The sequence below is a fragment of the Sphaerospermopsis sp. LEGE 08334 genome (assembly GCF_015207205.1).
In the GTDB taxonomy this organism is placed as follows: Bacteria; Cyanobacteriota; Cyanobacteriia; order Cyanobacteriales; family Nostocaceae; genus Sphaerospermopsis.
In genome coordinates this window covers 1-16,734 of record NZ_JADEXH010000044.1, presented here as the reverse complement: position 1 = coordinate 16,734, position 16,734 = coordinate 1, and the positions used below count along the sequence as shown (strand labels likewise).

Here is a 16,734-nt window from a genome sequence, read left to right as displayed (position 1 = left end):
ATGAGTGAAATTTCTATGCAGCGTGGTGAAGAATGGTTAACACAATTGCTGCAACTTACTGGAATCTCTACTAATGTTAAGGGTAATTTAGAGGCTGCTCCTACTCTGGGGGCAGTTTCTCAAGAACCTGATAGCTATTGGTTGACTATTGATGAATCGAATTTGATGCCAGAACAAATCAAAGTTTTGATTGGTGCTGGTGGTTCTGTGTTAGATGCTATGCAGTATCTAGCTAATTCGGTACTAAATTTACATCAGCCAGAACATGAGCAGACATCTTATACCATTGAGTTGAATGGCTACCGTGTCAGACGACAAGCGGAAATAACTGCTTTAGCTAGAACTGCGGCTCAAGAAGTGCGTTTTTCTGGACGTGAGGTAGAAATTAGATCCCTCAGTTCAGCGGAAAGGCGACAAGTTCACAGCTTTTTAAAGGAATTTCCTGATTTGGAAACCTTTAGCCGTGGTAAAGAACCCCATCGTAATTTAGTAGTTCGTCCTGCCACTGAACCACCCACAGATCCCGGCTATTAAAGCTAAAATCAAAGATAAGTATTCAGCTATCAGCAGTCAGCAGTCAGCTTTTTAAAGCTTGCGCCTAAACTCGCTATTTGATAATTTAGCAATTTATCAAACATTCTTACTCCTGAACGGCAGTTGCTTTATGCCGGGGAACCCGTCCACCGCACTGCCTCCTCCTGACTCCTGAATTCTTATATCAGCTATCAGCAATTTTGCTGATCATTAACCATAATTTTTCGTGAGGATATCTCACTAATCATAATGGACGCTATTTTTATTCCGCAGCTAACCAAAGCCCTGGAGCGGACAGAGGAAATTCAAGTTAACGAGTCTCTGCCTGGACTGGAAACTTTAACCCCTGTGCGTGGAACTATCCGCATCCAGCATCAGGGTAATTATTTAGAAGTTTCTGGGCAGGCAGAATCAATTATTACTTGTACCTGTAACCGCTGTTTGCAGCAATATAATCAACGTTTGGCTGTTAATACTAAAGAAATTATTTGGTTAGATGCTAATGCTAATCAAGTTGAAGATTTACCATTAGAAAGGGAAGTTGCTATAGAAGATTTAGTGGAAACGCTTTCACCTGATGGTTATTTTTATCCTAGTGAATGGCTGTATGAGCAAATGTGTTTAGCTATTCCTCAGCGTCAGTTGTGCGATCGCAATTGTCCGGGTATTCTAGATAATACTGCTGCTGGTGGTGAAAAGCAGGTTGATAGACGTTGGTCTGCTTTGGAAAGTTTGAAAAAACAACTTCCTGAATAATTGTCCATATACTTTTGCCTTGCCTTTTACAGCTATTTTCAGGTAAATAAACCACATTTTGATTTAGGTTTCGCGTCAACAATGTAGGGGTGAAGCATTCGGACAATTAATTATCGGTTTTTACCTAAGACTATCATCCGAATGCTTCGCCCTTACTGTGGTCTAAAGATATGAAAACTGCTGTAAATTACCAGGCGATCGCCCTATTTCATCCTCATAACTTCTCACATATTTATTTCCCACCTTTCACCCCACTAATTCTTAAAACATCCTTCATAGTTGCACAGTAATTTGATAAATCAAAACTCGCGGGATTGATAGCATTAGAATAGGTAAAATGCCGATAATTCATACAAAATCTATCCCAAGCTGCCATTTGAATCCTAAATATTTTAATAATCACATTCGCTAAACCCAAAGATAAAGGAATGCGGAAATAAATCTTTTTATTTAAATATTGACAAACTTCTTCAATTGCTTGATTTACTGTTAACCCAGATTGACCTAAAACAAATCTTCTCGGATCTCCTGTTTGTGGTGGAAAATCAATTAAATACTGGATAACTGTAGCAATATCTTGACCATGAATAAAATGAAAACTACCATCAGCTTGTAAAAAACGAATGATATTAATATATTTGGTAACTTCAGGAATACCTGATGTTAAATGAGAATAGGGTTTTTGATTATCTCCACCTAAAACCAAAGTAGGAAAAACGGTAGTAATTTTCGGGAAAATCTCTAAATGTTCAATTTTATGTAAACAATCATATTTAGAACTAATATAATCTGTTCCTATTTCTCCTGCTTCTTTTAATGGTTGATTTTCGTGATTTAAAACACTAGCAGTTGAAAAATAAATTACCTGTTGACATCTTTCCGGGTTTAACAGGTTCATTAATTCTATGGTTTTGTTGACATTAATATCAAAAATGTTATCTCCACCCCAAGAAGTGGCGGTTAAAACTGCGGTGTCTATGGTTTTTAATAAGTTGGAAAATTTGTTAATTTCCAGCATATCACCTTGTAAAATTGTGACTCCTGGACGTGCTGTGGTGTTAATTTGTAGTTTGTTGGGGTTTCTAACTAATAAATATAATTCGTGTTCTGTGTTTTTGATTAATGTTTCGCTGATATAATGACCGATACAGCCGCTTGCACCTGTGATTAATATTCTTTGTTTAGTCATTGATGTTGGGTTTTTGGGTATTTTTGATAACGGTGTATAATTATAGCATGATTTGAGCAGATAGATCCCCGACTTCTTCAAGAAGTTGGGAATCTGAGGTTTTGAGAGATTTTGCGTGGGGTTTGATTAATTAGGGTAAAATTATAACAGTGTGTTGGTTTTGAGTCTATGCGTCAATGTCTTAATCCTGACTGTCTTTTTTCTAATCCTGATAGTTTTCAATTTTGTCAGAAGTGCGGTAATAAGTTACTGCTAAAGGAAAGATATATACCTCTATCAATTTTAGGTCAAGGTGGTTTTGGCAGAACTTTTTTAGCTATTGATGAAGATAAACCATCAAAACCTTATTGTGTGATTAAACAGTTTTTACCCCAAGCACAGGGAACGGATAGTATTGAAAAAGCATCTCAGTTATTTGCACAGGAAGCACAACGTTTAGAGGAGTTGGGTAAACATCCGCAAATACCTGAGTTGATGGCTTATTTTACTTATGATAATCGTCAATATTTAGTACAGGAATTTGTGAAAGGTGAAACTTTACAAGCTGAGTTAGATAATAATGGTGTTTTCTCGGAACAGCAAGTTAAACAGTTATTAATAGAAGTTTTGCAAATATTGGAATTTGTTCATAGTAAACAGGTGATTCACCGAGATATTAAACCAGAAAATATTATTTTAAGTAGTGATAATAAGTTATTTTTAGTCGATTTTGGGGCAGCGAAAATAGTTAAATCACACCAACGCACAGCTACAGGAACAATTATTGGAACTGCTGAATATTGCGCCCCAGAACAGTCTATGGGTAAACCTTTATTTATTAGTGATTTATATAGTTTAGGGGTAACTTGTTTGCATTTATTAACGGGAGTTAGTCCCTTTGATTTATATAGTCCAATGGAAGGGGAATGGGTATGGAGAGATTTTTTAAATGGGAATGTGGTAAGTAATAAATTAGGAAAGATTTTGGAAAAATTAGCAAGTCCTATTGCTAAACATCGTTATCAATCTGTTAAGGAAGTGATTAATGATTTAAGTCCTGTAAATCAAATTTCTAATTTACAACCAACTGTGAAAATTCCTCAACCATCTGTTACTTTACCATCTGTTACTGTACCCAGTCAGTATAAAAAACTAGAAAAATTATTAGCAGATGGGAAATGGAAAGAAGCAGATGAGGAAACAAGACGGATAATATTGAAGCTTGCTAACCGGGGAATACCGGGTTATTTAACCATAGACAATGTTCTTGATATTCCAAGTGAAGACATCAGCATTATAGACAATTTATGGGTAAAGAATAGTAATGGGCGCTTTGGATTTTCTGTACAAAAGCAGATTTATGAAAGTGTGGGGTGAACAACAAATTACGACCACAAAATTTGGAATAAATTTATAGATAAGGTAGGATGGAGAAAAGGAGAAAATTTACTATCTGATAACGAGATTACCTTTGACATAAAAGCACCAAAAGCGCATCTTCCTTTTTTTTCCGTAGGTTCGATATGGTGGTGGAAAGTAGTTATTAGTTTGTATTCTCAAGATGATTACTGGAAAGCAGTTGTCATAGTTCTGATCTTGCGTTCATAACAGTCAACTGTAAAATCTAAAGATTCACAGAAAAATATTAAATCAGAATCAGGATAACCAGGATTAAAGGATGTACAGGATATTACTGTTAACCTACTAAAAAATAACAGAAAATTCTCTCTTTACTCTTGCTTCGTGTTCTTCGTGTCTACCCTTCGGGAACTGCTTCGCAGAACGTGGTTCGTTCCCTCGTAAACTTGTACACAAAACCGAAAAAGTCAGAATCAGGATAACCAGGATTAAAAGATGTAAAGGATATTAATGTCAACCTACTAAAAAATAACAGAAATTGCTCTCTGTGTTCTCTGTGTCTCTGTGGTTCGTTCTCACTCTCCCACTAACAGATCCACAGATGAAAAACAAGGTAAAATGAAAGAATGATCAACCAAAGGTGAAAAATGGAAACCCAACAACTAAAAGCCCTGATCAAAGAAACTATTTTAGAACTGATAGAAGAAGAAAAATGGACAATTCAAAAAATCTTAATCCCGATTTTGACCAACAAAGAAAATGAAGAATGGAATGAGTTTTCCTTAGAACAAGCTATGAGAGACTTAGAAAATGATCATCTTCCTGAATACACCGAATCCGATTTAATAGAAAAATGGCAATAGCAGGTCAAATTGTTCTATTCCACTTTTTTATTCAGATTATTTATTCCCCTGCTTGTAATTTCAATAAAGCTTTGGCTTTTGCTATCCTAACTAAATGCTCTAAATATTGATATTGTTCCCAAATCATTTCTTCAGCAGCAGTTAAACCTTGATTCCGATTTTTTTCTAATAAATTAGTAATTTGGTTTTGTAATTCTTCCGAAGGACGTAAAGCAATAATTTCTGAGGATGTTGGTAACTGTGCCAAAAATTCTAATACTTCTGCCATACCTGAAAAACCTGGTTGAGAAGCAGCATTTAATTCTCTAATTCCTAATTCTAAAATCTGGGGTAATTGATTTTCAAATAATTGTAATTTATTGGCTAACTCTTCAGGAATATCTAAAGTAACTTGCATAGCTTTTCCTTTAAATTTAACTGTTGTTGAATTTCCTCATCCGCGTTCATCCGCGTTAATCTGCGTTCCCTAAAAATTAGGTGGGTAAAAAACCCACCCAATAAACCAGAAACTAAACCAAAGCGTTGAGATTTTTGGCAGTTTCAAAGAAATGAGCGACATTTTCTTCTGGTGTTTCTGGTAATACACCATGTCCCAAATTAAGAATATGTCCCCAGTCGCCGGCTTTGCGAACAGTGTCCAAAATGCGATCGCGGATAAATTCCTTAGAACCAAACAACACACCCGGATCAAGATTACCCTGTACTTTCACGTCCTTACCCAGTCTTCTGCGTGCATCTGCCATATCCACAGTCCAGTCAATGGTGAGGATATCTGCACCAGAGGTAGCCATTCTTTCTAAAAGTCCAGCACTACCTGTCACTAACAAAATTAACGGTGTGTCAGGATGAGTCTTTTTCACCAAATCAAACACCATTTTTTGGTAAGGTAAAGCAAAGGTATCATAATCTTGGGGGCTTAACTGTCCCGCCCAAGAATCAAACATCTGCACCACTTGAGCGCCACAATTAATTTGATAGCGCACATATTCAGCAATGGATTCAGCTAACTTAGTTAATAGCTGATGCAGAATTTTGGGATCTGAGAAAGCCATGTTTTTAATGATGGAATAGGTTTTAGAACCCTTACCTTCCACCGCATAGGCCGCCAAAGTCCAAGGAGCGCCCACAAAACCCAAAACCGTTGACTTATCGCCGACTTCTTGGCGTAACGATCCCAAAATCGTCTTAATAAACGGTAAAGCAGCTTCAGGATCTAGGGGACGCAGTTTTTCGATTTGTGCTTGAGTGCGAATGGGCGAAAAAATAATCGGTCCCTTCCCTTCCGCAATATCCATGTCGATCCCCATACCAGGTAAGGGGGTGACAATATCGGAAAACAAAATTACTCCATCGGGTTGAAAAGCTTTCCAAGGTTGCAGGGAAACTTCGATCGCAACTTCAGGAATTTCTGAGCGTTCCCGAAAAGAAGGATATTTCTCCCGCAAGTCCCGATACGCTTTCATATAGCGCCCCGCTTGTCGCATCATCCATACAGGGGGACGATCTACTTTTTCACCGCGTGCAGCCCGAAGGAGGAGAGGAACTGTTGAGGAAACACCCATTTAACACTACATCCTAAGTCACTTTTATATTTCACTGTTTAGCTTATCATCACTGGATTGCGGTTGAGTCTCGTACCCTAAAAGGTCTAACAGTTGCTTTACTTAACTTAATAAAACGTTAAAATTTAGGAGTTCAGGAGTCAGAAGTTCAGGACGAAGTAGGGGAAGTAGGGGAGCTTGTCCTAAGTTGACAATTTCATAGACAAAACTATACTTATATTGACAAAAATCAATATATTTTCCGGAAAAAATCAACTACTTGATATATAATACGGTGATATCAAGTATTGAATTGAGACTATTGCCGACGCGAAAACCAAGCAATGATGGTGGTAGTCTTTTTCAGAAACTTAATTGGAACACAATCGCGTTGGGCTACAGCGTGAAGGTCTACAGAGGGATAACCGCTCCCATGCTCCCGTTGAAGTAGAAAGTAAAGTCTAGCTTTGTCTAGGTTTTATATAGCAGATAACACCCCAGTCACCAGTCACCAGTCACCAATCACCAGGCACCTATTTTTCACCCCAAATTACTTCTAAACGTTCCTGAGCTTGTTTTAAAGCAACTTCAGGGGAGGATTTTCCTAATAATGTTGCTTCAATTGCTCTACCTAAACTATCAGCAATGCGACTATAACCAGCTATAGAAGGTACAGACTGCGCTACAGATAACTGTTCAAAAAATACTTTCAGTAATGGGTTTTTATTAATAAATTGCTGGTAAGTTTGACTACGAGCAGCAGAAAAAGTAACTGGTAAAAAACCCGTTTTTATAGTCCATTCTGTTTGGAATTCTTCACTTAAGACATACTCTAAAAATGTGAGTGCGGCTTTTTCCCTTTCTGGTGCAGTTTTCATCACAAACAAACTAGCAGTACCTGTGACTGTTGCAGGTATGATTCCAGCAGGTACAGGAAAGACTTGATGATCTACTTGAGACTTCATGATTAATGTCCAAGGTCCAGTAATTTGCATGGCTACCCGACCCTGAAGAAAAGCATCTTCTTCATAACCTCGTTCGGGAGCAGAAAGCATAACTGAACCATCTGCGATCATATCTTGCCAAAATTTTAAAGCAGCGATCGCACCTGGATGAGTTAAACTTGGATAATTATCCGTGACAATTTCTCCTTGGGCAGCAAACAAAAACGGCAACCAACTAAAAACCGTCCATCCTCCTTTACCTAAAGGAAGTAAAATTCCATACTGTTCTGGACGATGATCTCCATTTTTATCTATCGTCAATTTTTTAGCAATTTCTCTTAACTCTTCCCAAGTTTTAGGTATTTCTGTAATTCCCGCAGATTCAAATAATTTGGGTCTGTAAAAAATCCCAATATTACTGGTGTGCATTGGCACAGACCAAATATGACCATTTATCTCCATTCCTTTGATTAGATTCGGCTTAATGTCTGACTTAATTGAAAATTTATCCAACCAATCATCTAAAGGTTTAATTGCTCCCAATTCTACAAATTGTCCTGTATATTCTGGGTAAAAAAATAAAATATCAGGCAAAGCATTACCAACAAATGCTGTTAATATTTTCGGTAATTGAGGTTCAGGTTGAAAGATGGATTCAACGTAAATATTTGGATGCGTTTGATTAAATTTATTAACAAGTTTTTGAAATAACTCCCGGTTTTGAGGAGGATTTATTGACTGCCATAGGGTTAGGTGAATGACTTGATTTTTTTGAGTTTCTAGTGGTTGACAACTCGATAAGCAAATCAGGCAAAAAAATATTATAATTCCTAAAAACGCAAATTTATTAATATCTCGCAGAAAATTAACTGCCAAAAATAATAATCTATTTTTCATTTTGTTTATTCATTTTTTGACTACAAAATAGGACTAAGATTGCATTGTAATGTCTAGATATTTAGGATTATATCAGATTTTTTTCTGAAAAGCTTTCTGGATTAACATCTCTAAATTATTGGCACAACTAGACTCACTAAATAGTCTTTCTATTTGCTCAGAACGGTCTATTATCTCTTTAGGAGTTTCCACATGATTAATAATTGCTTTTGCTAGAGCATCCACATCATTTGGAGGTACTAAAGTTCCACATTTCAATACTTCAGAAATTTCACGTGGTCCAACTGGACAATCACTAGCAATAAAGGTTACTCCACTAGCTACAGCTTCTACAAGCACCATACCAAATCCTTCATAATGAGAAGCAAGGATTACTGCTCTACATAATAAAAAGTAAGCTCTAGGATTAGTAACAGTCCCTGCAAACAGAACAATATCACTAATGTTTAAATAATTTGCCAATTCTTGCATTTCTGTTTCTAAACTACCATCTCCTAGTAAAATTAATCGGATGTTGGAATGATGCTGACTAGCTTGAGCAAATGCTTTGAGTAAAGTTGGATGATCTTTTTGATGATGAAATCGAGCAGCAGATACAAAAGTAATTAATTTATGGTTTTTTAACCATGACTCAGCGGTAGAATTTAATGGCTGATTATTTGAATCGGGCATAGCGGGATTATAGCATATTGCCATGTGACGAGGATTTAATCCCAGATGCAAGAATCTTTCATAGAGACTTTTACAAACAAATACTAATCCACTCGCTTGTTGAAGACTACTCAAACTAATCCAATTATCAACACGTATAGATAAGTTTTGCAATATTCCTATCAGTGATTTGTTTTTGCTTTCAGCCTGTAATTCAGAGATAAAATCAGTATGAAGATAGCTGATATAGGGAGTTTTTACACTGCCTGGAATCAGTTGAGAAAGATAAAAAAGTTTGGTGATAAATGCCGTATGGCAAACAATAATATCTGGTTTTAATTCAGCAATTACTTGACTTAATTTTATAGCTATCCATATTTGATGTATTGCTCCACCAATATAAAATAAACTGCCGGCAACTTTCATAATTATGATTTTTTCAGCAGCTTTAAAATCAACTATCCATTGTGAATCTAAATCAGTCAATACTATTGTCGAGACTTTATAACCAGCTTGAGACTGAGTATCAATTAGAGAATTTGCAGTTCTAGGCACTCCACCAATATTACTTAAAACTAGATGACAAATATGCTGATTAGATTTCACCATTTTACTGGGGTATTTAGGGTAAACACTGGAAGATTGGATAGTGTAAAAATAATTAATTAATTAATTTGAACTCAATCAATCTGGAGCATTACTGAGTCGCTAAAAAACTTTTAGTCACACTGATTTCTGCTCGTGTGTAAACATAAGTTTCTGGTTTAGTGATTTTTTGAGTTTTAAATATTTTTTCTGCTCTTTCCCAAAAATCTGTATCTTCACCATAGGAAATATGCTTGAAACCACCCAGTTCAAAAAAGACTTTTCTTTTACCAAAAAATGTCGGACCTAACACACATTCTCTAAGATTAATTAATTTACCTGGTTGGTAATAGTCAGCAACAATAATTTCCTCTTCACTGAAAAAACCACCTTCAATTAAATCAATTTCTGGATTTGCTTTCATATATTCAAAGCGAGATTCTAAATGGTTAGGTTTATAGGAATCGTCGCTATCTAACAATGTGATGTATTTGCCAAATGATGCCTGAATTCCGGCATTTTTAGCATAACTTTGTTTTTTATTTTGATGTTTTAAGTAACGAATATTATTAAATTTCTGTACATAATGATTAACCACATCAAAGGTATGGTCTTGACTGCCATCATCAGCTATAATCAGTTCCCAATCTTTGAAGGTTTGATTGATCACGCTATTAATAGTATTTTCTAAATATGTATCTCTATTGTATGTACAGATGACGACAGAGACTTCAGGAATAGGGTCAAAGTTGATAGGAGTCATAGGAAACTAATATTTGCTTGGTAAATTCAATAAATTCAACAATTGAAAATCAGGTAATTAGGGTAATCACTAAAGTTACAAACTAGCATGAGTATCATACCAAGGTTCTTTGATGTTTAGTGATTCTAAAAGCATTTTGCCTGCATAAAATTGGTAAATTATACCATTAACTCCAAATATTTTATAGTTCCTAAAAATGCCTTTATATGCTTTGATTACTTCACTTTCTGATAGCCAATTACCAGGTGTTTCTTCTCCAAAAAGTCCACTAGCACCATATTCAAATTGATATGGAATATATTTACCTTCTCGTGGTGGTGAGGGAGCAACTTGTTGAGTTACTTTTGCTTGGTTGACAGCTTTAAATTTCTGATAACCAAGTTCCTTCAATAACTCTATTTCTTCCAGTAAAGCACTCCAAGAAGCTTTGGTGGATTCTATAGATATAAACTGTGGTTTAGTGTCAAATTGCTGTAATGCTTTGACGCATAATAAATCAGAACCTTCGATGTCTATTTTCAAATAGTAGGGAACTCCAAACTCTGCTAAAATGCTTTCAAATCTGCGTCCTGTGACTGTCATCTCCACTGAACGAGTACCAAAAGAGCGATCGCTCTCCTTAACTCTATCAGGTGAAATCGTACCCCAAAAACTTCTGTCTAAGTTAGCATAAAAAGTAATAGGCTCATCCTTGGGTGATATGGCAATATTTAAAAGAGTAAGTTGACCACTTTCTATATATGACTTGAGTCGGTTTTTTGCAGTTTCATAAATTTCTGGATGAGCCTCAATACCAATAACTCGAAAGCCTTTTTTTAAGTAAAACTCTGTATCCTGACCTGTGTGAACACCAACATCAATTATTAAGTTACTATCCATAATTTGTTTAATCCTTGAATCAAATATAAATAGAATGAAGAATCTATCATTATTTTCACTTTACATTTTAGCCTAAATTATGATATCAGTTAAGTGCTTACAATCCAAATTAATTCTCTGTCAGATATTAAATTATGGTTAAGGTTGCACTCCCTGATTTTTTAAGTGATTATTACCAGAATTCATTTAACTTAAAACAGCATTTACAGGAATTTTTGCATTTAGATTCAGAAACGCTTGAGAAAAATTTAAGCGCAGGTCAGCAGAAATTAGCTGAGTTAGGACATAGAGATTTTGATTGGGAAACAGCAACTAATTTCTATCGTGACAAAGTAGGAGAGATGTATTTATTTGAATTGGGAGCTTGGCATTTAGAATGTTCTCTAAATATTGAAAATACCTTGTTTCTAATTGCAGATAATGCCAAAGGACGATTGTTAGATTTTGGTGGTGGTATTGGCACTCATACAATTTGTGCGGCTCTTTGTCCTCAAGTTGAGCAAGTGATATATTGTGATATTAACCCGATAAACCTTGATTTTGTTAGTCATCGAGCCGAACAGTTGGGGCTGAGTCACAAAATATCTTTTTGTTCAAAAATGCCGTCAAACGAGACTTTTGATACCATTATTTCTTTTGATGTTTTAGAGCATTTGTCAGATCCCTGCGAACAATTACTTTCATTTTATCGAGTTTTGAAACCTGAAGGTAAGACGATTCTTAATTGGCATTTTTTCAAAGGCTTTAATCAAGAATATCCTTTTCATTTGGATGATCCACAAGTAGTAGAATCTTTTTTCAAAACAATTCAGAGTAAGTTTTTGGAAGTTTTCCATCCTTACTATACCACGGCTCGTTGTTATCGTAAGTGGATATAAAGGAAATTTTTTGTTAGTTAAGATGAATATCTAATATTCCTTGTTCTCCATCTAATGTTGCTTGTACCCCAACGGGTAAAGCTGCATTAGGGCTATCATGACCAAAGGGTAAGTCGGAAACAATGGGTATATTTAGGCTTGAGAGGCGATCGCGCAAAACTTCCTCTATAGTCAAACTAGGTATATTAGGTGGTGCTTCACACTTGGTAAACCCTCCCAAAGCAATACCCCGAACCTTAGACAGCATACCACTTAACCGCCATTGAGTTAACATCCTATCAATACGATAGGGTGGTTCTGTCACATCCTCCAACGCCAAAATTACACCATCAAGGTTAGGTAAAAGCGGTGTACCCAAAAGATGGGTAGCTACTGTCAGATTACCAGGAAGTAACACACCCGTCACCGTACCACCACCCCAACCCTTACCCTTTAAAGGTGCGATCGCCCCACCTGCTAAAATATCAAATAGTCGTTTTATTGACCATTCTGGCTCATTTACCAAGGTAGTGAGTACGGGACCATGTAAACCGGAAATACCAGCCTTATAGAGACTCCAAAGCAGGGCTGTGATATCAGAAAAACCGATCAACCATTTCGGATCTGCTGTTTTTTGTTCCCAAGACCAATTTTCCAAAATGCGGGTACTCCCAAAACCACCCCTAGCACAGATAATACCGCGACAGTCTGGATCATGCCATGCTGTGGCTAACTGTTGACGACGGTGATCATCAGTACCAGCAAGATAACCATGTCTACTTTCTATATTGTCGCTCACTTGGATATTGTAGCCATGCGATCGCCAAATTTCCAAACTTTGTTCAAAAGCTGCAAACTCCCGTAACGCACCACTAGGAGCAATAACGCGCAATAAATCACCTGGTTTTAAAGGAGGAGGTAAGATAGTGTGGGGCATAAATTATTAATAGAAAATTTTTCCAGTAAATATTAAACGCAGATAAACGCAGATAAACGCAGATAAATCAGGATAATAAGTAATAGATATGTAGGATTTTTTAGTCTACAAATAGACAATTTTATCAGCGTTAATCCGCGTTCATCTGCGTTCAAATTTTATAATAATTTACACTGTCCATGATTTCTTAATAGATGATCGCATAAAACCAAAGCTACCATCGCATCAACCATAGGAACAGCGCGGGGTAAAACACAAGGATCATGTCTTCCCTTTCCTGCTAATAAGGTTTCTTCTCCTTCTTTGGTGACGGTTTTTTGTTCTTTTCTAATAGTTGCAGTTGGTTTGAAAGCAACTCTGATAATAATATTTTCGCCGTTAGAAATTCCCCCTTGAATACCTCCAGAACGGTTGGTTACTGTTCTAATTTCTCCGTTTTCATCAATATAAAATTCGTCGTTATGTTCAAAACCTGTTAACAAAGTTCCGTCAAAACCTGAACCTATTTCAAAACCTTTACTTGCAGGAAGTGACATGACTGCTTTTGCTAAGTCTGCTTCTAATTTATCAAAAACCGGTTCTCCTAATCCTTTGGGAACGTTTCTCACTACACATTCAACTATACCACCAATAGAGTTACCATCTCTACCAGTTTTTTCGATTAATTCTATCATTTGGTTGGCAATTTCCCCATCGGGACAACGGACGATGTTACTTTCTACATCTTCTAAAGTTACAGTGTTTGTATCAACAGTTCCTTCTAAGTCTTTGATGCGTTTAACGTAAGCGATAATTTCCACACCTGCAACTTGACGGAGAATTTTTTTGGCGATCGCACCAGCAGCTACCCTACCTATTGTCTCACGTGCTGAGGATCTGCCGCCACCTTGCCAATTTCTAAACCCATATTTTGCATCATAAGTAGCATCTGCATGGGAAGGACGGTATTTTTGCGCCATTTCATCGTAATCTTGGGAACGGGTATCTTTATTTCTGACTAAGATAGAAATAGGTGTTCCCAGGGTTTTACCTTCAAAGACTCCTGATAATATCTCACAGGTGTCCGCTTCTTTGCGGGGTGTAGTGATTTTACTTTGTCCTGGCCGTCTTCTGTCTAGTTCAAATTGAATTTCTTCGGGGGAAATTTCCAGTCGTGGGGGACAACCATCAATGATAACACCCACACCGCCGCCGTGAGATTCGCCAAATGTCGTGATTCGGAAAAGATGACCAAATGTGCTACCCATGTTGTTGAGGAAATACAGTCTGAATTATGTATTTTACATGGAGTTGCACCAGAGATCATGCCTTTGTTGCTGTGTCACAATAATTCAATAAATTCATCTACACTTAAACCCGCTTGTCGAATAATTCCCCGCAAAGTACCCCTATCTAATTCTTTATGATCTGGTACAGATATTGTAGTTCTCGGTTCTTCACGAACCAATATAATGTGACTTCCTCTTTGTCTATCTACAACAAAGCCGATTTTTTGTAATGCTTTCACACATTCTAAACCTGAGATAATAGGTAATTTACTCACACTAATACTACCTCAACCGTATCTTCTGGAACAGGTTCACCTCTATCTTGCAAAACTTCAATATAGAGAGATATTGCTTCTTCAATATTAGCTAAAGCTTCCTCACGAGTTTTACCCTGACTAATACAACCGGGTAAACTGGGTACTTCGACAACAAAATACCCATCTTCACCATGAGATAACAGCACTTTTCTTTGAGATTTCATTTTTACCATAGTTCAAGTAGTTTCTTGATGGAATGACATACAATGACAGACATATTTTAATATATTTTATGGTTGTAAATCATTTATATAATATAACATTAGTTGTCAGGTTGCCAAATGTATTTTAAATTGAGATTGGCATTGTTAAGGCTATGTTGATTATGCAAATTACAAACCGTGATATAAAATAGCTATCCACGATTAACTCAAACTCCGTTAACAGTTCTTTCACAATTTCGTGGTCGTTGGAGTTTTTTTTACCTGTGATATTAAACTTGGTGGTAATAATTCTCCCAGTAGTGGAAACCAATAGTTAAATGTGTCATTTGCCGTTGTCTCACTTACGCCAAATTGAATACCTAGTAACTGAAATGTTGTCAAATGACGTAAATATGTTAATGTTAAAATTATTTGCGACTCTGGGGTTAATTTTGGCTTGCGTCCACCTCCTCCCAGAATGAGTCTGACTTTTTTAGATTCTGCTAATTCTTTTTTATTATTATGTAGCTCTATTGCTTTCTCTATCAGTTGTTTTAGCTGTTCATAATGCAGCCCTAATAACCGTTGTGATTCTTCAGGATTGTTATGAATGTACTCAACTATGTTGCTCATAATCTCAGGGTAGGTACACGATTTTATCCTGTTATACCATAATTTGATTCTTTTTCGGATATGTCTAATGAATCACCTTCAGATTGACACCCAGGAAGTTCAGGACAATAAGCATAATATCCATCTTCATCTTTTTCAATCACAATACTAACTTTATAGGACATAAAATAACTTTTCCTTGTTTACTAATAATTGGATATTATATCATAATCTGGCATATTTTCACCTTGTCCATTATTTTGTAATATGAAAATACGCTTTTTTGCTTCTTTAAAAATCTCTTGATTATTTATATCAGCCTGTTTTGCACATTCTAACTCTAACCTTTCCACCAAATAACCATAAACCTCTAAACCCTGTTCATAATTTACCGGCTGATTCAATAAATCATCACAAGCATTTAAAGTATCAAAAGCAAATTGATAATTTCCCTGTTCACAATGATGATAAAAAGCATCAATATAATCTGCTAAATCATCTTCCCAATCCCAATTTTCCAGCCAATCACCTTCTATATCATCAATATAAAGATGAATATAATCAGCACCATAATTTTGTTTATCTAGTTGCAACTGTTGGGATGCTTCCAGATACTTCCAATCTATCTCAGAACTTGAATTACTATCAATAATTACATTGTTATTCATAAAATCCCCATCCTGTACATCCTGAAATCCTGGAAATCCTGATTCAGACAAAACAACTTGTTGTACTAATGTAACAATACTGAATATATCAATATACTGTGTGCTAAATTATAACCACACTTGCTAACTAAAATAATCATGGGCTTTTTACTCAGAATTATCGGCTTTGGTTTGCTGATATTAGGTATCTACCTAGTTGGGCAAAACATCATTTTTACGACAAACGCTTATCCATACTGGTGGCGGGGAATAGCAGCAGATACTTCCGTACTTGCACTCACGATAGGAGTAATGATTTTAATATTCTTCCCCAGAAGTATGAAAAATCTCGGCTGGATACCCATAGTTACTGGAATTATTCTTGTATTTATGAGTAGTCGAGCTATCCTTAATCCTACAAGCCTCTGGCAATTTTTTCTATCATTAATTCTCATGTCAGGAGGTTATAAAATGTTCATCACCGGACGTTTACCTGTATAACAAAATATTACCCAAAAATAAATTACTTCTATTTCATCGTTAGAGTATCTCAATTTTTTTACCTAACCGCAAAGTACGCAAAGGACACAAAGGCAAGAAGTTTGAGAGATTTTACCTACAGCAGTTTTTATGTATTTGTACCACACCCTTCTTGTTTTCTTCTTTTCTTCCTTTGCGTCTACCCTGCGGGATCTCCTGACGGAGATTGCGTCTTGGCGTGAGATTTAAAAATATGGTTTATTTACCTGAAAATCGTTGTAAACCATCACAAATATCATCATCCTGTAAATCCTTAAATCCTGGATATCCTGATTCTGACAAATTAAACACAAAAAAAACGCCCCCCATTTCTGGAGAGCGTTTCTTTATCTAGCCCAGAGTTTTATTCAAATTAACCGTTGATTGCAGGAGCAGTCAAAGCAACGGGAGCAACTTCACCAGCAGCTAAGTCTAAGGGGAAGTTGTGAGCGTTACGCTCGTGCATTACTTCCATACCTAAGTTAGCGCGGTTG

At 36.3% G+C, this 16,734-nt stretch carries 19 protein-coding genes and 2 pseudogenes; 6 read left to right on the top strand and 15 right to left on the bottom strand.

Annotated features, from left to right (window positions below; all coding sequences use genetic code 11):
- Positions 1 to 534, top strand: coding sequence for a R3H domain-containing nucleic acid-binding protein (locus IQ237_RS20825; RefSeq protein WP_194058657.1), 534 nt, complete (start codon positions 1 to 3; stop codon positions 532 to 534).
- A gap of 249 nt (positions 535 to 783) precedes the next feature.
- A complete protein-coding gene (locus IQ237_RS20820) occupies positions 784 to 1,290 on the top strand; it encodes a DUF177 domain-containing protein (protein WP_194058655.1) in 507 nt (168 codons plus the stop codon).
- A 232-nt stretch (positions 1,291 to 1,522) separates the two neighbouring features.
- On the opposite strand, the gene IQ237_RS20815 is transcribed toward IQ237_RS20820, so the two are convergent.
- A complete protein-coding gene (locus IQ237_RS20815; RefSeq protein ID WP_194058653.1) occupies positions 1,523 to 2,479 on the bottom strand; it encodes an NAD(P)-dependent oxidoreductase in 957 nt (318 codons plus the stop codon).
- Between the two features lie 168 nt (positions 2,480 to 2,647).
- Here IQ237_RS20815 and IQ237_RS20810 point away from each other — a divergent pair.
- Positions 2,648 to 4,066: pseudogene (locus IQ237_RS20810) on the top strand (GUN4 domain-containing protein).
- A 398-nt stretch (positions 4,067 to 4,464) separates the two neighbouring features.
- The gene (locus IQ237_RS20805) at positions 4,465 to 4,680 is read left to right on the top strand and encodes a hypothetical protein (protein ID WP_193942532.1); all 216 of its coding nucleotides are present in this window, start codon (positions 4,465 to 4,467) and stop codon (positions 4,678 to 4,680) included.
- Between the two features lie 40 nt (positions 4,681 to 4,720).
- On the opposite strand, the gene IQ237_RS20800 is transcribed toward IQ237_RS20805, so the two are convergent.
- The 6 genes from IQ237_RS20800 to IQ237_RS20775 all read right to left on the bottom strand — a co-directional run bounded on the left by IQ237_RS20800 (position 4,721) and on the right by IQ237_RS20775 (position 10,940).
- Positions 4,721 to 5,077, bottom strand: a complete 357-nt coding sequence (locus IQ237_RS20800) for a hypothetical protein (protein ID WP_194058651.1) — start codon at positions 5,075 to 5,077, stop codon at positions 4,721 to 4,723.
- A gap of 112 nt (positions 5,078 to 5,189) precedes the next feature.
- Positions 5,190 to 6,242, bottom strand: a complete 1,053-nt coding sequence (gene hemE / locus IQ237_RS20795; protein WP_194058649.1) for a uroporphyrinogen decarboxylase — start codon at positions 6,240 to 6,242, stop codon at positions 5,190 to 5,192.
- Positions 6,243 to 6,754: 512 nt separating this feature from the next.
- Positions 6,755 to 8,062 carry an ABC transporter substrate-binding protein gene (locus tag IQ237_RS20790; protein ID WP_194058647.1) on the bottom strand — a complete coding sequence of 436 codons (1,308 nt, stop codon included), beginning with the start codon at positions 8,060 to 8,062 and terminating at the stop codon, positions 6,755 to 6,757.
- 72 nt (positions 8,063 to 8,134) lie between these two features.
- On the bottom strand, positions 8,135 to 9,322 hold the full coding sequence (locus tag IQ237_RS20785; protein ID WP_194058645.1) for a glycosyltransferase: 1,188 nt from the start codon (positions 9,320 to 9,322) through the stop codon (positions 8,135 to 8,137).
- Positions 9,323 to 9,410: 88 nt separating this feature from the next.
- On the bottom strand, positions 9,411 to 10,061 hold the full coding sequence (locus tag IQ237_RS20780; protein ID WP_194058643.1) for a glycosyltransferase family A protein: 651 nt from the start codon (positions 10,059 to 10,061) through the stop codon (positions 9,411 to 9,413).
- Between the two features lie 75 nt (positions 10,062 to 10,136).
- A complete protein-coding gene (locus tag IQ237_RS20775) occupies positions 10,137 to 10,940 on the bottom strand; it encodes an FkbM family methyltransferase (protein WP_194058641.1) in 804 nt (267 codons plus the stop codon).
- Between the two features lie 134 nt (positions 10,941 to 11,074).
- On the opposite strand from IQ237_RS20775, the gene IQ237_RS20770 reads away from it, so the two are divergent.
- On the top strand, positions 11,075 to 11,818 hold the full coding sequence (locus tag IQ237_RS20770; RefSeq protein ID WP_194058639.1) for a bifunctional 2-polyprenyl-6-hydroxyphenol methylase/3-demethylubiquinol 3-O-methyltransferase UbiG: 744 nt from the start codon (positions 11,075 to 11,077) through the stop codon (positions 11,816 to 11,818).
- Between the two features lie 13 nt (positions 11,819 to 11,831).
- Here the strand turns inward: IQ237_RS20770 and IQ237_RS20765 are convergent, their stop codons facing one another.
- The 7 genes from IQ237_RS20765 to IQ237_RS20735 all read right to left on the bottom strand — a co-directional run bounded on the left by IQ237_RS20765 (position 11,832) and on the right by IQ237_RS20735 (position 15,742).
- A complete protein-coding gene (locus IQ237_RS20765) occupies positions 11,832 to 12,734 on the bottom strand; it encodes an LD-carboxypeptidase (RefSeq protein WP_194058637.1) in 903 nt (300 codons plus the stop codon).
- A 158-nt stretch (positions 12,735 to 12,892) separates the two neighbouring features.
- Positions 12,893 to 13,981, bottom strand: coding sequence for a chorismate synthase (gene aroC, locus IQ237_RS20760; RefSeq protein ID WP_194058636.1), 1,089 nt, complete (start codon positions 13,979 to 13,981; stop codon positions 12,893 to 12,895).
- Positions 13,982 to 14,055: 74 nt separating this feature from the next.
- Positions 14,056 to 14,277 (bottom strand): type II toxin-antitoxin system HicA family toxin, encoded by a 222-nt coding sequence (locus tag IQ237_RS20755; RefSeq protein ID WP_194058627.1) that lies wholly within the window; start codon positions 14,275 to 14,277, stop codon positions 14,056 to 14,058.
- The gene (locus tag IQ237_RS20750; RefSeq protein WP_194058625.1) at positions 14,274 to 14,492 is read right to left on the bottom strand and encodes a type II toxin-antitoxin system HicB family antitoxin; all 219 of its coding nucleotides are present in this window, start codon (positions 14,490 to 14,492) and stop codon (positions 14,274 to 14,276) included. Before IQ237_RS20750 ends, IQ237_RS20755 begins: the two co-directional genes overlap by 4 nt.
- Before the next feature lie 219 nt (positions 14,493 to 14,711).
- On the bottom strand, positions 14,712 to 15,095 hold the full coding sequence (locus tag IQ237_RS20745) for a transposase family protein (protein WP_228020543.1): 384 nt from the start codon (positions 15,093 to 15,095) through the stop codon (positions 14,712 to 14,714).
- A 23-nt stretch (positions 15,096 to 15,118) separates the two neighbouring features.
- Positions 15,119 to 15,259: a type II toxin-antitoxin system HicB family antitoxin gene (locus tag IQ237_RS20740; RefSeq protein WP_228020542.1), complete on the bottom strand. Its 141-nt coding sequence runs from the start codon at positions 15,257 to 15,259 to the stop codon at positions 15,119 to 15,121.
- Positions 15,260 to 15,280: 21 nt separating this feature from the next.
- A complete protein-coding gene (locus tag IQ237_RS20735; protein WP_194058623.1) occupies positions 15,281 to 15,742 on the bottom strand; it encodes a hypothetical protein in 462 nt (153 codons plus the stop codon).
- 138 nt (positions 15,743 to 15,880) lie between these two features.
- On the opposite strand from IQ237_RS20735, the gene IQ237_RS20730 reads away from it, so the two are divergent.
- Positions 15,881 to 16,222, top strand: a complete 342-nt coding sequence (locus IQ237_RS20730; protein ID WP_194058621.1) for a hypothetical protein — start codon at positions 15,881 to 15,883, stop codon at positions 16,220 to 16,222.
- Between the two features lie 391 nt (positions 16,223 to 16,613).
- On the opposite strand, the pseudogene IQ237_RS20725 reads toward IQ237_RS20730, so the two are convergent.
- Positions 16,614 to 16,734, bottom strand: a pseudogene (locus tag IQ237_RS20725) (photosystem II q(b) protein); the annotation flags it as partial.